Raw genomic sequence first — 16,735 nt, 5'->3', positions numbered from 1 at the left:
GTCCGGCTCCTGCCCGCCGGTCAGGTCCGCGTCCTCGCCGGCCTGGTCGAGGCCCGCGGCGGGCGTCCCGTCCGGCGCCGTGCGATGGGCCCCGCCCGCCGCGTCGGTGATCGCCCGCAGCTCACGCAGCAGGTCGTCGTCGGGGTCCGGGTCGTCCTCGGCGAGGGGACGCAGCAGCAGGCGGCGTTCGGCCGCGCTCAGGCCCGGCGCCGCCGAGGCGAGCGTGCCCGGGTCGGCGTAGAGCTCGGCGACGAGCTGGTCGGGGCTCAGCACCGGCCAGAGGTCGTCGAGCGCCGCGCGCACCGCCGGGTCGGCGCGCAGCTCTCGGCGAAGCTGGGCGAGGTCCTCCTCGTCGAGCAGGCTGGACCCGCCGGAACCGGCCGGGGTCAGCAGGTCCAGCGCCTCCGGATCGGCCTCGAGCACCTGCGCGGTGATCGTCTCGGCGGCGTAGCCGTCGGCGATCTGGCGGGCCAGCGCTTCGATCACGGCGCGGACGAACAGGGCGCGGGCGTCGTTGTGCAGCTCGCCGGACTCCCGGGCGAGCTGGCGGGCACGGGCGCAGGTGCCGTACTCCAGCAGGAGCAGCCGCTCCTCGGTGTGGATCTCCAGCGTGCCGCCGCGGGGGAGGCGCTGTCGGTCGCGCACGGCGGCGGCGATCACGTCGGCCATCGCCGCCCGCCCCTTGAGCTCGGCCACCGCCGGGTCCTCCGCGCGCCGCACCGTCACCCCGGGGTAGAGCGTGTCAACGGTCGCGCTGACCACGCTGGTCTCGCCGAGCGAGGGCAGCACGTTCTCGATGTAGCGCAGGAACGCGCGGTGCGGGCCGACGACGAGCACGCCGCTGCGGGCCAGCCGGTCACGGTGGGTGTAGAGCAGGTAGGCGGCGCGGTGCAGAGCGACGGCGGTCTTGCCGGTGCCGGGGCCGCCCTGGACGACGAGGATCCCGCGGTGGTCGGCCCGGATGATCCGGTCCTGCTCGGTCTGGATCGTCGCGACGATGTCGCTCATCCGCCCCGTTCGGGCGGCGTTGAGGGTCGCGAACAGCGCCGGTTCGCCGACCAGCTCGACCGGGCCACCGCCGGGGGTGGCCTGATCGGGTGACGCGCCCGCCGGTTCGCGCCCGCCCCGCCCGCCGGCCGGTCCCGCCACGTCGAAGACGTCGTCCTCCAGCCCGGTCACGGCCCGGTTGCGGGTCACGATGTGCCGGCGCCGGCGCAGACCGAGACGCATCGCCCCGGTCGCCGCGTAGAAGGGCCGGGCGGCGGGAGTGCGCCAGTCGATCAGCAGGGGCTCGTAGTCGGCCGCCTCGTCGAAGATGCCCATCCGGCCGATGTAGCGCCGTTCGCCGTCGTCGAAGTCCAGCCGGCCGAAGCACAGGCCATGCTCCGCGGCCCTGATCCGGGCCAGCGTGGCGGCACAGTCGGCGCTGGCCGCCTCCCGCTCGAAACGGGCCCGCGGCAGGCTCTCCGACTGCCGGAGAATCCCGCGCAACCGGGCCGCGGCCCGCCCGCGCAGACCATCGAGACGGCCGTAGAGAGCGGAGACGTACGCCTGCTCGAAACCAATGTCCTCTGTTGACAAACCGGCCACATCCCTGCTATTGTCACGCCGCTTTCAATGTCGTGTGTTCATTCCTTCCGGGAAGTCTAGCGGCCCCGGAAGTCGAGCCCCCACGGCAAGGCCGCCCCGCTTGACAGGGCCCCCAGCAGCGCGGCGGCGCGCCGGCGGCCGACGGCGGGCGAAAACCGGAATTGCGCGGGGCCGCCTATTCGCACGGAATTCCCAGGCCGCGTCGGACGAATACCGGCCATCGGCCTGGCGACCGACGACGGTGCGAAAAACCCGTCCGGTGCCGACCGTCGCGCGGGTACACCCGAATGCCGGCGAAAGCGGAGGTCACCGGGAACGGATGCGGTCATCCTCGGCGCCGTGGAGAACGAGACCGCACCAGGCAGCTCGATCCCCGGCCCGCGACCGGCCCCGCCCGCCCCCTCTGCCGCGACGGCTCCGTCTGCTCTCCCGGCCGGGACGGCTCCGTCTGCTTTCCCGGCCGGGACGGCTCCGACCGGCCCACCGGCCGAAACGGCCGCGCCCGAGCCTCCGGCCGGGGCGCCCCCGTCCCCGGCCGGCGCCGCGGGCGCGGGCCGGCCGGGGAACGCGGGGGATCCTCAGCGGCGCTTGAAGTTCGGCGTGCGCTTCTGGGCGAAGGCCGCCGGGCCCTCCTGGGCGTCCTCGGTGCCGAAGTTGGCGTCGGCGTACGGCTTCTCGTAGGCGAAGGCCTCTTCCTCGGACAGGCTCAGCGTCTCGCGCAGCGTCTTGAGCACCGCCTCGACGGCCAGTGGGCCGTTGGCGGCGATCACGGTGGCGACCTCCAGGGCCTTCTTCAGCGCCTCGCCGGAGGGGACGAGCTGGCCGACCAGACCGAACTGGTAGGCCTCGGTGGCGGGCAGGTGGCGACCGGTGAGCAGCAGGTCGGCGGCGACGGGGTAGGGGAGGTCTCGTCGGAGTCACCGCCGAGCGCGCGCAGGTCCATACCGGAGCAGAACGAACCGCCGGCGCCGGTCACGACGATCGCGCGGATGTCCGGGTTCTCGTCGGCCTGGGCCCAGACGTCGGCCAGCAACCGGAACGAGGTGAGGGTGAGGGCGTTGCGCCGGTGGGGGCGGTTCAGCGTCACCGTCAGGATGGCGCCGTCCTGCTCGACGAGGACCTGGGACATCGTTGTCGCTCCATACCGTCCGGCGCCCGGCCCGGTGGGCTGCGCCGGGCCGGGCGGGACGTTGCTCGAGGGGGCGGGGAAGTCCCGCGCGCGCGACGATGGTCTCGCTCGCGGGAGACGGGGCGCGAGGCTAGCGCGGCCCGGGAATTTAGGCAACCTTATGTTGCGGCATTTGTTGCGGCAATTCGGGTGGCCGGCTAGGGTTCGAACACCGGCATTGCGGGCGCGCGTCGGCGCCGACCTGATGGTCGAGGTCGGCACCGGGTCTCGCCGTCGCACTCGCTCCCGCCCGCGCGCGGCTCGCGCGCCCGGCGCGCAGTCCATCCACGTGGGAGGTCCGACGATGTACCCCGGCTTTCACGCGAGCAGCCAGCCCGAGAAGGCCGCCGTCATCATGGGCCCGACCGGTGACCTGCTGACCTACCGCGAGCTCGACGAACGCTCGATCCGCCTTGCCCGGCTGCTGCGGGCCCACGGCCTGCGCCCCGGCGACGCGGTCGCGTTCATCGCGCAGAACCACGTGCACTACCTGGAGGTCGTCTGGGCGGCCCTGCGCTCCGGGCTCTACCTGACGGCGGTGAACTGGCACCTCGCCCCGACCGAGGCCGCCTACCTGGTCACCGACTCCGGAGCGAAGGCGCTCATCACCACGAAGCGCTTCGGGGAACTGGCCGCCGAGATCGCCCAGCTCGTCCCGGCCGCCTGCGGCCTGAAGCTGATGATGGACGGCACCGAGGAGGGCTTCGAGTCCTACGAGGCCGCGATCGCCACCGAGAGCACCGAGCCGCTGGCCGAGCAGCCGCGCGGCGACGTCATGCTCTACTCCTCCGGCACCACCGGCCGCCCGAAGGGCATCCGCCGCCCGCTGAGCGGCACCAACGTCGACGACGCGCCCGTCAGCGGCGGCATCGCCATGATGGGCCGCTTCCTGTTCCGGATGGACGAGAACTCGATCTACCTGTGCCCGACGCCGCTGTACCACGCGGCGGGCCTGCAGTGGTCGGCCTGCATGCAGGAGCTCGGCGCCACGCTCGTTCTGATGGACAAGTTCGACGCCGAGGGCCTGCTCGCCCTGATCGAGCGGGAGCGGGTCACCCACGTCCAGGTCGTGCCCACCATGCTGGTGCGGCTGCTGAAGCTGCCCGAGCAGATCCGGCTCAAGTACGACCTGTCCAGCCTGGTCAGCGTCATCCACGCGGCCGGCCCGTGCGCCATCGAGGTCAAGCGAGCCATGATCGACTGGCTCGGCCCGATCATCGACGAGTACTACTCCGGGACCGAGGGCTCCGGCCTGACCGCGATCAACTCGGCGGACTGGCTGGCGCATCCCGGCTCGGTCGGCCGCCCGCTCCTCGGCATCCCGCACATCTGCGACGAGATCGGCCAGGAGCTCCCCGTCGGCGAGGCGGGACAGATCTACTTCGAGCGCGAAGGCGAGCCGTTCGAGTACCACAACGACCCGAAGAAGACGAAGGAGAGCCGCCACCCGGACCATCCCACCTGGACCACCGCCGGGGACATGGGGTATCTCGACGCCGACGGCTTCATGTTCCTCACCGACCGGAAGAACTTCACCATCATCTCCGGCGGCGTGAACATCTACCCGGCCGAGATCGAGGCGGCGCTGGTGCTGCATCCCGACGTCGCCGACGTCGCCGTGTTCGGCGTGCCCGACGTCGAGATGGGCGAGTCCGTGCACGCCGTCGTGGCGCCGGCCGAGGGGGTCGAGGCGACGCCGGAGTTCGGCGAGGCGCTGCGCGCCCACGTGCGTACCAGCCTGGCCGGGTACAAGGTTCCCCGGACGGTGAGTTTCCGCGCCGAACTGCCGCGGATGCCCACCGGCAAACTCGCCAAGGGCGCGCTGCGCGAGGACTATCTCGCGTCCCGCAAGGACTGAGCCGCGGGGCGCCCGCCGTGGCCGGGGCTACTTCGGCTGTAGTCGGGCGCCGCCGTCGATGCGGATGACCTCGGCGTTGAGGTAGCTGTTGGTCAGCACCTCGACGGCGAGGGCGGCGAACTCGTCCGCGGTGCCGAGCCGCTTCGGGAACAGCACGTCCCGCTTGAGCTTCTCCTTGAACGCCTCCGAGCCCGGGCCGTCGCCGTAGATCGGAGTGTCGATCAGACCCGGCGCGATCGTGTTCACCCGGATGCCGACGACGGCGAGGTCGCGCGCGACCGGCAGGGTGAGCCCGACGACGCCGCCCTTCGACGCGGCATAGGCGGCCTGGCCGATCTGGCCGTCGAACGCGGCCAGCGACGCGGTGTTGAGAATGCTGCCGCGCTCGCCGTCGGCCAGTGGGTCGTTGGCGGACATCGCGGTCGCCACGATCCGGATGGCGTCGAACGTGCCGATCGTGTTGATCGTGATCACCTTGCGGAACTGCTCGAGGTCGTGGGCGGAGCCGTAGGTGCCATCGCGACCGATGGTGCGCGCCGCCCAGCCGATGCCGGCGCAGTTCACCAGCGCGCGGATCGGCCCGAGTGCCCTGGCCGTCTCGGTGGCGGCGATGAGGCTCTCCGTCGAGGTGACATCGACGTGGGCGAACACGCCGCCGATCTCCCTGGCGAGCGACTCGCCCCTGGTGTCGTCGAGGTCCGCCACCACCACGCGGGCACCCCGGGTGGCGAGCAGCCGGGCGGTGGCGGCACCGAGCCCGGACGCACCGCCGGTGACCATCGCTGACGTGTCTCGCAGCTCCACCAGGAAACCTCACTCTCGCCGGGGCCGCGGCGGATGTCCCGCGGCCGTGCGCGCGCTGCGCGGGGGACGTGGTCGCGGTGCGCGGCGACGCGGCCACACCGACGCCGGAACGCTACTCGGACCACCCAATTGATGCAATCAAGTGGTGCGTTAATGCTGTGGGGTGTCGCGTTCGGCGGGAGGGCGAGCCGCGTTCGGGCCTGTGCCCGCGGCCGCGCGGATCATGTGGGCCAGCCGGTCCATGAGATCCTGGTCGATCGCCATCCGGGTCACGCACACCCGGGTGATCAACACCGACATCAGGCATTCGACGAGCAGTGACACGTCCACGTCCGGGTCGATCTCGCCGCGCGCCGCCGCCCGGTGGAACGGCGCCGCGAGGAAGGCGGACTCGTGGGCCCCGAGATCGTTGAGCCCCGCGGTCAGCAGCTCGTCGTTCGCGGTGACCCTGGTCTTGAGCAGGGCGAGAGTGGCGGGATGGTTGAACACCGTGAGCAGGCCGTCGCAGAGCTGCGTCAGGTCCGCGTCCCAGCTGCCCGCGTCGGGCCGGGGCAGGGCGGCGGTCTGCGCCGCGACGAGCACGTCGCGCACCAGGTCGGCCTTGCTGGCCCACTGCCGGTAGAGCGTGGTCTTGTGCACGCCGGCGGTGGCGGCGACGTCGTCGATGCGCAGCGCCTCATAGCCGACCGTGCCGAGGATCGTGCGCACGGCGCCGTAGACGTCCCGGCGGACCCGCGCGGTGAGACCGCGGGGGCGACCGCGCCGGCGCGGCGCGTCCGGTCCGGACTCGGCGCCCGGCCCGGTCACCTCCGTGGACACGAGACCTCCGAGGACACGGAACCTCCGTCCGGTGGGCCGCGGCATCGGGTGGGCGCGGGACGAACCATGCTATCGGCCGCCGGTGGCACGTTCGTCCGGTAGGTGCTCCGCTTGACCCAACTGAAACGTGGTTCTAGATTCGGTCGTGTCGGCGTTGCCTGTGGCGGGGTGACGACCACGTGGGCCCGCCGGGCGGGGACATCGGCGAGGCGATCGTGACGTGGAAGAGGTACGGACATGGCGGTGGACGGGCTGCGTGCCTTCGACGCGGACAATCACTACTACGAGGCGCTGGACGCCTTCACCCGGTACATCGAGCCGGAGTTCACCAAGCGTGCCATGCAGTGGGCGCAGGTCGACGGCCGGACCCGACTGCTGGTCGGCGGGAAGGTGAACCGGTTCCTGCCCAACCCGACCTTCTCCGCGCTGGCCCGGCCCGGCGCGTTGGAGCAGTACTTCCGCGGTGAGGTCGGCGGCCCGGTGGTCAACCTCTTCGGCGAGCTCGCCCCGCCCCGCGACGAGTACCAGAACCGCGACGCCCGGCTCACCGTGATGGACTCCCTCGGCCTCGACGGCGCCTTCTTCTTCCCCACCCTCGGCGTCGGCATGGAACGGGCCCTGAAGGACGACCTGCCCGCCGCCCGCGCCGCGTTCCGCGCGTTCAACCGCTGGCTCGACGAGGACTGGGGCTTCGCCTACCAGAACAAGATCTTCGCCGCGCCGTACCTGTCGTTGTCCGATCCGGCGGCGGCCGTCGCCGAACTGCGCTGGGCGCTGGACCGCGGCGCGCGCGTCCTCGTGCTGCGGGCCGGCCCGGTGCTCACGGCGAAGGGCCTCACCTCGCCCGCGGACCGGGACTTCGACGAGTTCTGGGCGTTGGCGGCCGAGTCCCGGATCGTCTGCGCCTACCACGGCGGCGACGATGTGTACGCCGAGCTGATCGGCTGGTGGGGCGAGAGCGCGGAGACCGAGGCGTTTCGGCTCTCGCCGCTGCGCTCCCTGCTCACGCCGACAGCGATCGCCGACACCTTCGCCGCCCTGCTCGCCCAGGGCACGATCGCGCGCAACCCGGGCCTTCGTTTCGCCGCGATCGAGACCGGCTCGGACTGGGTGCCCCCGCTGTTCACCTCGCTGAAGAAGGCCTTCGCCCAGAACCCGCAGGCCTGGCCAGAGGACCCGCGGGAGACTTTCCGCCGGCATGTGTGGATCGCCCCGTTCCACGAGAACGACCTGGCCAACCTCAAGCAGCTCATCGGCGCGGACCGGATGCTGATGGGTTCGGACTGGCCGCACGTCGAGGGCCTGGCCGAGCCGCTGTCGTTCACCGCGGACCTGGAGAGGGCCGGGTTCGACGACGCCGAGGTCGCCCAGGTGATGGGGGAGAACGCCAAGGCCCTCATCGGCATCTGACCCGCGCTCGCCGTCCGCCCACCCGGCCTCGCGCCGGCCACCTCCACGTGAAGGACCTCCCGCGTCATGGCGTTCCCGCTCGGCACCCCGGTCATCGACACGATGATCTCGTTCCCGACCCCCGACTCGTCGCAGTACGACTTCATCCGGCGCCAGCTCAAGGACGCCGAGTCGAAGGCGTTCGAGTTCCCGGTCGAGTACATGTTCAAGAGCGTCCCGCACGGACTGCCCACCGACGACCCGGTGAGCGTGACCCTGCACGAGATGGACCGCTTCAACATCGAGAAGGGGCTCATCGGCTGCAAGGGCGAGACGGCGGCGACGGCGCTGGCCACCTTCCCCGACCGCTTCGTGCCGAGCACCGCGATTGAGAACCCCTCGGACGTGATGGGCAGTGTCCGCGGCCTCGTCGAGGACTACGAGAAGTACGGTGTGCGGGCGGTCGGCGTGTTCCCCGCCGGTACGTTCCCGCAGGTCGCGATCAATGACGAGAAGATGTACCCGATCTACGCGAAGTGCGTGGAGCTGGGCCTGCCGATCTTCGTGTGCGCCGGGGTGCCGGGGCCGCGGCTGCCGTTCGCGCCGCAGCGCGTCGAGCTGATCGACCAGGTCATGTTCGACTTCCCCGACCTGGTGTTCGTCACCCGGCACGGCTGTGAGCCGTGGACGGAGCTGGCGGTGAAGCTGCTGCTGAAGTGGCCGAACCTGTACTACTCGACGTCCGCGTTCGCGCCGAAGTACTACCCGAAGGACATCGTCGAGTTCGCCAACCGGCGCGGTGCCGACAAGGTCATCTACGCCGGTTACTTCCCCATGGGCCTGAGCCTGGAACGGATCATGAAGGACATGCAGGACGTCCCGTTCCGTGACCATGTCTGGCCCAAGTTCCTGCATGAGAACGCCCGCCGGGTCCTGAAGCTCGACGCCTGAGGAGAGACAGACGTGTCCATCGGTCTTGACGACGACCACGCGGCACTCGCCGACTCGGTCCGCGGATTCGTGGCTCGCCACGCGCCGTCGGAAGCGATCCGGTCGGGGCTCGCGCAGTGGGTCACCGGTACCCGCCCCGACTACTGGCCGGCGGTGGTGGAGCAGGGCCTGACGGCCCTGCACCTGCCCGAGGAGTACGGCGGCGGCGGCGCCGGCGGGGTCGCCCTCGCCGTGGTGCTCGAGGAGACGGCCCACGGCCTGCTGCCCGGGCCGCTGCTGCCGTCCCTGCTGACCAGCTCGCTGATCGCCCGCTACGGCGACGACGACCAGCGCAAGGCCCTGCTGCCCGGCCTCGCCGAGGGCGCCACCGGCGCCACCGCGCTGTCCAGCGCGGGCCTGGTCGCGACGGCGGGCGCCGACGGCGGCTACCGGGTGAGCGGCACGACCTTGCCGGTGCTCGGCGCCGCGGGTGCGGACGTGCTGCTCCTCGGCGCCACCACTACCACCACCGATGGCGACGGTGGCGGCGAGATCTGGTTCACCGTCGAGGTGGCCACGGCCCCCGCCGGCACCGTCGAGGCGGCCGCCGGCGCGCCGGTGGACCACACCCGTGCCGTCGGCACCGTGACGGTGACCGACCTCGCGGTGCGGGCGGAGCAGGTCGTCGCGGTGAATACCGCGCGGCTGCGGTCGGTCGCGGCGGTGCTGTTCGCCGCCGAGGCATCCGGGCTCGCTCGCTGGTGCGTCGACACCGGCGTCGCCTACGTGAAGGTCCGCGAGCAGTTCGGCCAGCCCGTCGGCAAGTTCCAGGCGATCAAGCACAAGTGCGCGCGGATGTTCATCGCGTCCCAGTCCATGACCGCCGCCGCCTGGGACGGGGCGCGGGCGCTGGAGGAGGGCGAGGAGCAGCTCGCGATCGCGGCGGCCGGCGCCGCGGCGGTGAGCCTGGCGAACGCGACCGAGCTGGGGCTCGCGACGATCACCCTGCTCGGCGGCATCGGCTACACCTGGGAGCACGACACCCACTTCTACTGGCGTCGGGCGATGACGCTGGAGAACCTCCTCGGCCCCGTCGCCGGCTGGGAGCGTCACCTCGGGGAGCTCGTCCAGGGCGAACTGCGCGACTTCGACGTCGACCTCTCCGCCGCGGACCCGGCGTTCCGCGAGCGCATCGCGGGCCTGCTCGCGCAGATCGCGCAACTGCCCGCGGAGGGCAACGCTCGGCGCGAGCGTCTGGCCGCCGAGGGTCTCGTCGTGCCGCACTACCCGAAGCCCTACGGGCTGGGCGCGAGCCCGATCGAGCAGCTGGTCATCCAGCGCGAGTACGAGCGCTCCCCGGTCGACCAGCCCAGGCTGATCATCGGGGGCTGGGCCCTGCCGACGGTCCTCGCGCACGGCACCGAGGAGCAGAAGGACTTCTTCGTCCCGGCGACGCTGCGCGGCGAGATCGTCTGGTGCCAGCTTTTCAGTGAGCCGGGTGCCGGCTCCGACCTCGCGTCGCTGGCGGCCCGGGCGGAGAAGGTCGACGGCGGCTGGCGCCTGAACGGCCAGAAGGTCTGGACGTCCAGCGCGCACGAGGCGGACTGGGGCATCTGCCTGGCCCGCACCAACCCGGACGTGCCCAAGCACAAGGGCATCTCCTACTTCCTCGTCGACATGCGCTCGCCCGGCCTGGAGATCCGTCCGCTGCGGGAGGGCAACGGCGGCTTCCTGTTCAACGAGGTGTTCTTCAACGATGTCTTCGTGCCGGACAACCGGCTGGTGGGGGAGGTCGACCAGGGCTGGCGGCTGGCCCGCACCACCCTCGGTAACGAGCGGGTCAGCATCAGCGGCATGCAGCACATGCCGACCGACCTGATCAAGCTCGCCGCGTCGGAGCAGCTCGCCGCCGCGTCGGCCGACGTGGTGCGCGACATCGGGGCGACGTTCGCGCAGGCGCACGCGCTCAGCGCGCTGAACCTGCGCACCACCCTGCGCAGCCTTTCGGGCCTGCGCCCGGGCGCGGAGGCGAGCGTGGCCAAGGTGGCCTCCAGCGAGCTGGTGACCCGGGTCGGTGACCGGGCGATGCGCTGGGTCGGCCCGGCGGCGGCGGTGGCCGATGGCATCGGGGGCCAGCGGGTCCAGCGGTACCTCAGCGTTCCGCCGCAGCTCATCGGCGGTGGCACGGTGGAGATCCAGCTCAACGTGATCGCCGAGCGTATCCTCGGGCTGCCCCGCGGCTGACGGGCGCGGGGGCGCGGGCAGGCCATCAGGAAACGATCTGTCGCGAGGTCGGTGACAGGTGGATGAATATGTTATTCAATCTGCCTGTCCACTCTTCTGGAAGTGGACGTCTCCGACATTACACAGACGGGAACCTGATGGCTCTCACGGTCGATCTGCAGGGCAGCCGCGTCCTCCTCGTGGGCGCCTCGTCCGGCATCGGGCGGGCGACCGCGATCGCGGTCGCCCGCAGCGGCGGGCGGATCGCGGTCGTCGGGCGGCGCGCCGCCCAGCTCGACGAGGTGGTCGAGGCCGCCGGCGGTGGCTTCGCACTGCCCGCCGACCTGCGCCAGCAGGAGGACTGCCAGCGGGTCGTCGCCGAGGCGATCGACAAGCTCGGCGGCCTCGACGCGGTCCTCGTCCCCATCGGCTACTCGCCGCTGAGCTTTCTGCGCGACGCCGACTCGGCGCTGTGGGCCGACGCCTACGCCACCAATGTGACCGCGCCGTCGCTGGTGACCGCGGCGGCCGTGGAGGCGCTCGGTGGCAGCAGCACCCTGTTCCTGTACCTCTCCTCCGTGAGCGTCGCGAATCCGGCGCACGGCCTCGGTGTCTACGCCGCCAGCAAGGCGGCGCTGGATCACTCGATCATCGGCTGGCGCCTGGAGCACCCCGAGCACCGGTTCACCCGGCTCTCGGTCGGCGCCACGACGCCGACCGACATCTACCGCGACTTCTCCGCCGACGTGCTCACCGCGTGCCTGCCGCTGTGGGCGTCCTCCGGTCTGGTCACCAAGGACTTCATGCGGGTCGAGGATGTCGGCGTGGCGATCTCCGAGCTCACCGCGCTGGTGCTGGCCCATCCCGAGATCTCGATCGACGAGCTGACCGTGGTGCCCGCGAGCCCGCCGATGGCATCCGATGAACTCGCCGAGTACAGCAGCGAGAACGCCGGCGTCATCCCGGCGTCGCGGGCGAGCGAAGCCGGCTGAGTAGCGGCGGGGAAGGCGGGCGGCGGGAGACAGACTGTGCTGGCGCAGACGGTGCGGGAAGCCGCCGAGCGGTTCGGCCCGGCGGTGGCCTTCCACGACCCCGACGGGGGGACGCTCACCTTCGCCGACCTCGATCGCCGCTCGGACGCCCTCGCCGCCGCGCTCGCGCGGGACGGGGTCGGCCCGGGCGCCCGCGTCGCGCTGCGCCTGGCCTCGACCAGCCACTACGTGCTCGTCTACGCGGCCGCCGCGAAACTCGGTGCCGTCACGGCCGGGATCAGCCCGGTCCTCGCACCCGCCGAGCAGGACGCCCTCGTCGACCTGGTCGACCCGGCGGTGGTGGTGGACTCGGCCGACGCCGTCGACGAGTACATCCGCCGCGGCGAGCGCCGGGCGCCACCGCCGCCGCTCGCCCCCGATCAGGACCGTCCCGTCGCCATCGTGTTCACCTCCGGCACGACCGGTCGGCCCAAGGCCGCGATGTTCGCGCAGCGCCAACTACGCGCCGCGACCGCGATCGACACCGGTGGCCGGTGGGCCACCGAGGCGGGCCAGGCAACCCTGGCCTCGACCCAGTTCGCGCACGTCGGGTTCATGACCAAGCTGCCCTGGTACCTGCGCGGGGCGGGCTGTGCACGCACATCCAGGCCCGCTGGCGGGCCCGGGACACCCTGGAGCTGATCGCGGCGCGGCGCATCGCGACGGCGTCGCGCTGCTCACGCTGACCGACCCGGCGCACCGCAACGCGCTGTCCTACGAGATGAGCACGGCGATCGCCGCGGCCGTGGCGAGCGCGACCGCCGCCGGTGCCGGCGCGATCGTGCTCGCCGCGGACCCGCCGGTGTTCTGCGCGGGCGGCAACCTTGACGATCTGATCAGCCCCCGGGTTCCGCTCGCCGCGACCTACGCCGGCATGTTCGCGCACGCCCCGGTCCCCACCATCGCGGCGGTCGGCGGCGCGGCCGTCGGTGCCGGCGTGAACCTGCCGCTGGCCTGCGACGTCATCCTCGCGTCCCCGTCGGCATCGTTCGACCCGCGGTTCCTCGACGTCGGTATCCACCCGGGCGGCGGGCACTTCTGGCGGCTGGCCGGCCGGGTCGGCGCCCAGGGCGCCGCGGCACTGGGCCTGTTCGGCGACCGGCTCACCGGCGAGGAGGCCGCCGGGGTCGGGCTGGCCTGGCGTTGTGTGCCCGACGAGGAGCTGCTCGAGCGCGCCTTCGCCCTGGCGCGACGCGCCGCCGGGCGCCAGGGCGACCTTGTCGCGCGGGCCAAACAGACGCTGCGGGCGAGCCTCGCCATCACCAGCGAGGACGATGCCGTGGCCCTGGAGCTCACCGCCCAGCAGTGGTCGGTCGACCGGCCCGGGTTCGCCGACCACGTGCGCGAGATCCGGGACCGGCTGCGGGCGAAGCGGGAGGGTCGGGCCGGCGCCACGCGCTGACCCGCCCCTGCCCGCGCCGAGCCGGTCCCGCCCCGGTTCGCTCAGAGGAGCTGTGCGACCAGCTCGCGGTGGTGCGCCGGATCGCCGAACAGCACCCGGGAGCTCTTCGCCCGCTTGAAGTACAGGTGGGCGGGGTGCTCCCAGGTGAACCCGATCCCGCCGTGGATCTGGATGTTCTCCGCGGCGGCGTGCACGTAGGCATCGGAGCAGAATGCCTTGGCGATGCTCGCGACCAGCGCCAGTTCCGCCGCCTCCGGCGTGCCCGGCGGGTCTGGTCCAGCGTGGCCAGCGCCGTGCGGCGCAGGCCGGGCGCGTCTCCGTCGACCGCGAACAGGCTGATCCCGTCCTCGGTGCGGGCCGCGACCAGGATCAGGTCGGCCGCGGCTCCGTCGAGCACGAACATCTTCGTGCCGGTCAGCCGCCAGCCGTCGCCGTCACGCACCGCCGTGGTGCTGACCGACTCCGGTGCGAGCCGGCCGTCGGACTCGGTGACGGCGAGGGTGGCGATCGTGGACCCGGCGGCGACACCGGGCAGCAGCGCGGCGGCGGCCTCCCGGTCACCCGTCGCCAGCACCGCCTGCGAGGCGGACACGATGGCCAGGTAGGGCGCGCACAGCAGCGCCCGGCCGGCCTCCTCACTGATCACCGCGATCTCGGCGATGCCGTAGCCGGAGCCGCCGAACTCCTCTGGGATACCGAGGCCGAGCACCCCGATCTCCTCGGCGAGGGCACCCCAGACGGCTGGATCCCAACCGGTCTCGGTGGTCATGCTGGACCGCACGGCCGCCTCCGGGGCGGCGTCGGCCAGGAACTCGCGCATCACCACACGCAGCTGTTCGCGTTCCTCACTGAACGAGACACTCACCGGACCTCCCCAATTATGGGGGCCGGGCCTCAGCCGGGGTCGCTCGCGAAGGCACGTCGGACTATGTCCGTAAAGTCGCTTTCGGGGAGCCGCGGGCAGTCCTGGGCGGCGCCCGCGACCGTGGGGGCGTCCCGCCCGATCGCCCGGTAGGCCCCGACGAGAGCGGCCAGCAGGCGGGCGAGCGCCTCGGCATCACCGGCCCGCACGGTGCCGTCGCGCTGGCCCTGGCGAACCAGCTCGGCCTCGAGCCGCATGACCGTGGTGTAGCCCTGCGCGATGTCCTCGCTCAGGCGGGTCAGCGTCGTCATGCCGGCGGAGAACAACCGCCACATGACCAGGTCGAAGTCCCGGTGCGTCCGGTAGAACTCGACCTCCGCGCTGGCCAGCCCGGCCAGCCGGTCGATGCCGGGCCCGTCCGCCTCGACGAATGCGCGGATCGTTCTCATGAGGACGTCCGACCGGCGGTCGAGCACCGCGCGCAGCAGCTCCTCCTTGCCGTCCAGGTGCAGGTAGAGTGCGCCGACCGACAGCCCCGCGGCGTCGGCGATCTGACGCAGACTGGTCTCCCGGTAGCCGCTGCGGCCGAACGCCTCCTCGGCCGCGTCGAGCATGCGCTCCCGGGCGAGGGCGGCCTGCTCGCGGGCGCGGGCCTGCCGTGACGGCGCGACGGTCATCGCGGCTCGGGCGGCGTGGCGGCGGGCGGCGTGGCGGCGGGCGCTGCGGCGAAGCGGACCTCGAGGTCCCGCTTGAGGACCTTGCCGGAGGCGCTGTACGGCAGGGCGTCGACGACGCGCACGTGCGCGGGAACCTTGAACCCGGCCAGGGTGGTCGCGACCCAGGAACGCACGGCGGCCGCTTCGACGGTGGCGCCCTCGCGTGCCACCACCACGGCCATCACCTCCTGCCCTAGCTCCCGGTGCGGCGTGCCGATCACCGCGGCCTCGGCGATGTGGGGATGGTCGACGAGGCGGTTCTCGATCTCGATGGGGTAGATGTTCTCGCCCCCGCGGATGATCATATCGCGCAGCCGGCTCTCGACGAACAGCAGGCCGGCGTCGAAGCGCCCGTAGTCGCCGGTGCGATACCAGCCGTCCGGGTCGAGCACCGCCGCGGTGGCCGCCGGGTTGTTCCAGTAGCCGAGGAACATGCTCGGGCAGCGCAGCCAGATCTCGCCGATCTCGCCGTCGGCGGTGACCTCGGTGCCTGCCGGGTCGCGCAGCTCCACCTCGGCGGTCGGCGTCGGGACGCCGGCGCTGCCCAGGTTCGCGGCCAGGCGGGGCCCACCGATCGCGGTGCCCAGCCCGAACGTCTCGGTCATCCCGTGACCGTTGTTGACCGTCGCGCCGGGCAGCCGCTCCTGGACCAGGCGCGGCAGCTCGGGGGGCATCGCCGCACCACCGCAGCCGATGCTGCGGATGGTGGACAGCGCCGCGGAGTCGAAGTCGGGATGCTCCAGCAGCCGCAGGATCTGAGTGGGCACGCCACTCCACTGCGTCACGCCATACTTCACGGACAGCGACAGGTGTGCGGCCGGATCCCACCGCCCGGGGGGCGCGAAGACCATCGTCAGGCCGGCCTTCGGGCCGACGCCGATGAGCGTGCCGAGACCGGAGATGTGGAAGAAGGGGCTGGCGTGCACGCTGACCGACGGGCCGGACGGCCGGGTCGCGGCACCGGCGGCGACCTCGACGGCGCCGCGCATCGCGGCATCCATGCCGAAGTTGACGATCGCCCGGTGGCTGATCAGCGCGCCCTTGGCCGCCCCGGTCGTCCCGCTGGTGAACAGCACGGCGGCGGGGTCGTCCTCGGGCAGGTCGACGGGGAGCCCGGTGGCGGGGCCCACGCCCGCCGCCGCGGCGAGGAGCTCGTCGAACAGCACCGTCGGCGGGCCGGCCTCGACCGCCTTGGACAGGCGCTCGAGACGGCGGGAGTCGCCCGCGATCAGCCGTGGCTCGGTCAGCGCGACGCCGGCGGCGAACTCCGGGCCCGTCCACCAGCCGTTGAGGCCGACGGCGACGGCGCCCAGCATGATGACCGCCCACAGGGTGAGCGCGTGCTCGCCGCTGTTGGCGCCGGCCAGCGCCACCCGGTCGCCGCGCTCGATGCCATGGCGCTCGCGCAGCACGGTGGCGATCCGGGCCGCGGTGTCCCCGGCCTCGGTGAACGTGATCGTGCGCTCGGGCAGGATGAGATAGGGCTGGTCACCGTGTTCGCCGGGCGCGGCGAGGAGGATCTCGACCACGTTCTTCGGCCGGCGGGCGAAGACCGACATCTCGACGCCGCGGACGTCCTCGCGGACGAACTCGAACGGCGCGCCAGGGCCGAAGAGCATCGGTCGCACCTTTTCCGGCACGCGGGCGAGATCGGGCCAACGTAACATGTGCGCCCTCCGGATCAGGCATCGACACGAGACGGTCGCGGAGCCGGTGCGTGGCTGCGCATCGGCCGCTGCCCGGCGACGGCCTGGCTTGCTCAGCCCGACCCTGACGGATTGTATATAACATACTTTTGCTGGGAGGGGTGTCATGGGACTGGGTGACTGGCTCGGATGGCAGGGTATCCACGACGTCATCGCTCTGCCGGGCGCGGCGCCGAACGGTCTGGGCGCGGCGCGGACGGTGGCGGCGCCGGACGCGCAGTGCGCGTGGGCGCTCGC

At 72.5% G+C, this 16,735-nt stretch carries 15 protein-coding genes; 7 read left to right on the top strand and 8 right to left on the bottom strand.

Translation table 11 applies throughout. The features are described 5' to 3' along the window. From MXD58_RS06775 to MXD58_RS31640, 3 genes are all read right to left on the bottom strand, one after another. The coding region (locus MXD58_RS06775) for a HelD family protein (RefSeq protein ID WP_518477327.1) at nucleotides 1-1,581 on the bottom strand (1,581 nt) is incomplete at its 3' end. Nucleotides 1,582-2,168: 587 nt separating this feature from the next. Then, the gene (locus MXD58_RS31645) at nucleotides 2,169-2,450 is read right to left on the bottom strand and encodes an enoyl-CoA hydratase-related protein (RefSeq protein WP_248840344.1); all 282 of its coding nucleotides are present in this window, start codon (nucleotides 2,448-2,450) and stop codon (nucleotides 2,169-2,171) included. Further along, nucleotides 2,384-2,719, bottom strand: coding sequence for an enoyl-CoA hydratase-related protein (locus MXD58_RS31640; protein ID WP_248840337.1), 336 nt, complete (start codon nucleotides 2,717-2,719; stop codon nucleotides 2,384-2,386). Before MXD58_RS31640 ends, MXD58_RS31645 begins: the two co-directional genes overlap by 67 nt. Before the next feature lie 343 nt (nucleotides 2,720-3,062). On the opposite strand from MXD58_RS31640, the gene MXD58_RS06760 reads away from it, so the two are divergent. Next, entirely contained in the window at nucleotides 3,063-4,616 is a 1,554-nt protein-coding gene (locus tag MXD58_RS06760) for an acyl-CoA synthetase (RefSeq protein WP_248840336.1), read from the top strand. 27 nt (nucleotides 4,617-4,643) lie between these two features. Here the strand turns inward: MXD58_RS06760 and MXD58_RS06755 are convergent, their stop codons facing one another. Together MXD58_RS06755 and MXD58_RS06750 are read right to left on the bottom strand one after the other, a co-directional pair. Continuing rightward, a complete protein-coding gene (locus MXD58_RS06755) occupies nucleotides 4,644-5,420 on the bottom strand; it encodes an SDR family NAD(P)-dependent oxidoreductase (RefSeq protein ID WP_248840335.1) in 777 nt (258 codons plus the stop codon). A 150-nt stretch (nucleotides 5,421-5,570) separates the two neighbouring features. Beyond that, entirely contained in the window at nucleotides 5,571-6,239 is a 669-nt protein-coding gene (locus MXD58_RS06750) for a TetR/AcrR family transcriptional regulator (RefSeq protein WP_248840334.1), read from the bottom strand. Nucleotides 6,240-6,476: 237 nt separating this feature from the next. Between MXD58_RS06750 and MXD58_RS06745 the strand changes: the two genes are divergently transcribed. From MXD58_RS06745 to MXD58_RS06720, 6 genes are all read left to right on the top strand, one after another. Next, the gene (locus tag MXD58_RS06745) at nucleotides 6,477-7,649 is read left to right on the top strand and encodes an amidohydrolase family protein (protein ID WP_248840333.1); all 1,173 of its coding nucleotides are present in this window, start codon (nucleotides 6,477-6,479) and stop codon (nucleotides 7,647-7,649) included. A gap of 66 nt (nucleotides 7,650-7,715) precedes the next feature. Beyond that, nucleotides 7,716-8,579, top strand: coding sequence for an amidohydrolase family protein (locus tag MXD58_RS06740; RefSeq protein ID WP_248840332.1), 864 nt, complete (start codon nucleotides 7,716-7,718; stop codon nucleotides 8,577-8,579). A 12-nt stretch (nucleotides 8,580-8,591) separates the two neighbouring features. Beyond that, nucleotides 8,592-10,802: an acyl-CoA dehydrogenase family protein gene (locus tag MXD58_RS30630; protein ID WP_248840331.1), complete on the top strand. Its 2,211-nt coding sequence runs from the start codon at nucleotides 8,592-8,594 to the stop codon at nucleotides 10,800-10,802. A gap of 137 nt (nucleotides 10,803-10,939) precedes the next feature. Next, on the top strand, nucleotides 10,940-11,773 hold the full coding sequence (locus MXD58_RS06730; protein ID WP_248840330.1) for an SDR family oxidoreductase: 834 nt from the start codon (nucleotides 10,940-10,942) through the stop codon (nucleotides 11,771-11,773). A gap of 36 nt (nucleotides 11,774-11,809) precedes the next feature. Further along, complete coding sequence (locus MXD58_RS06725) at nucleotides 11,810-12,454, top strand: AMP-binding protein (RefSeq protein ID WP_248840329.1); 645 nt, start codon at nucleotides 11,810-11,812, stop codon at nucleotides 12,452-12,454. Beyond that, on the top strand, nucleotides 12,405-13,214 hold the full coding sequence (locus MXD58_RS06720) for an enoyl-CoA hydratase-related protein (protein ID WP_248840328.1): 810 nt from the start codon (nucleotides 12,405-12,407) through the stop codon (nucleotides 13,212-13,214). The genes MXD58_RS06725 and MXD58_RS06720 overlap by 50 nt, the downstream gene beginning before the upstream one ends. Here MXD58_RS06720 and MXD58_RS31025 read toward each other — a convergent pair. From MXD58_RS31025 to MXD58_RS06705, 3 genes are read right to left on the bottom strand one after another with little or no spacing between them, the layout of a single operon-like run. Beyond that, nucleotides 13,105-14,079, bottom strand: a complete 975-nt coding sequence (locus MXD58_RS31025) for an acyl-CoA dehydrogenase family protein (protein ID WP_518477321.1) — start codon at nucleotides 14,077-14,079, stop codon at nucleotides 13,105-13,107. The genes MXD58_RS06720 and MXD58_RS31025 overlap by 110 nt on opposite strands. A gap of 29 nt (nucleotides 14,080-14,108) precedes the next feature. Then, entirely contained in the window at nucleotides 14,109-14,753 is a 645-nt protein-coding gene (locus MXD58_RS06710) for a TetR/AcrR family transcriptional regulator (RefSeq protein WP_248840327.1), read from the bottom strand. Then, nucleotides 14,750-16,411: a class I adenylate-forming enzyme family protein gene (locus tag MXD58_RS06705; protein ID WP_248840326.1), complete on the bottom strand. Its 1,662-nt coding sequence runs from the start codon at nucleotides 16,409-16,411 to the stop codon at nucleotides 14,750-14,752. Before MXD58_RS06705 ends, MXD58_RS06710 begins: the two co-directional genes overlap by 4 nt. Nucleotides 16,412-16,735: the final 324 nt, after the last annotated feature.

Source organism: Frankia sp. AgKG'84/4 (assembly GCF_023242965.2).
In the GTDB taxonomy this organism is placed as follows: Bacteria; Actinomycetota; Actinomycetes; order Frankiales; family Frankiaceae; genus Frankia.
This window is presented reverse-complemented; position numbering and strand designations above follow the sequence as displayed.

Bases quoted from the DNA above. Each gene is read 5' to 3' on its own strand.
- MXD58_RS06760 (WP_248840336.1), top strand. From the start codon at position 3,063: ATGTACCCCGGCTTTCACGCGAGCAGCCAGCCCGAGAAGGCCGCCGTC.
- MXD58_RS06740 (WP_248840332.1), top strand. From the start codon at position 7,716: ATGGCGTTCCCGCTCGGCACCCCGGTCATCGACACGATGATCTCGTTC.
- MXD58_RS06730 (WP_248840330.1), top strand. From the start codon at position 10,940: ATGGCTCTCACGGTCGATCTGCAGGGCAGCCGCGTCCTCCTCGTGGGC.
- MXD58_RS06705 (WP_248840326.1), bottom strand. From the start codon at position 16,411: ATGCTCTTCGGCCCTGGCGCGCCGTTCGAGTTCGTCCGCGAGGACGTC.
- MXD58_RS06710 (WP_248840327.1), bottom strand. From the start codon at position 14,753: ATGACCGTCGCGCCGTCACGGCAGGCCCGCGCCCGCGAGCAGGCCGCC.
- MXD58_RS06745 (WP_248840333.1), top strand. From the start codon at position 6,477: ATGGCGGTGGACGGGCTGCGTGCCTTCGACGCGGACAATCACTACTAC.
- MXD58_RS31640 (WP_248840337.1), bottom strand. From the start codon at position 2,719: ATGTCCCAGGTCCTCGTCGAGCAGGACGGCGCCATCCTGACGGTGACG.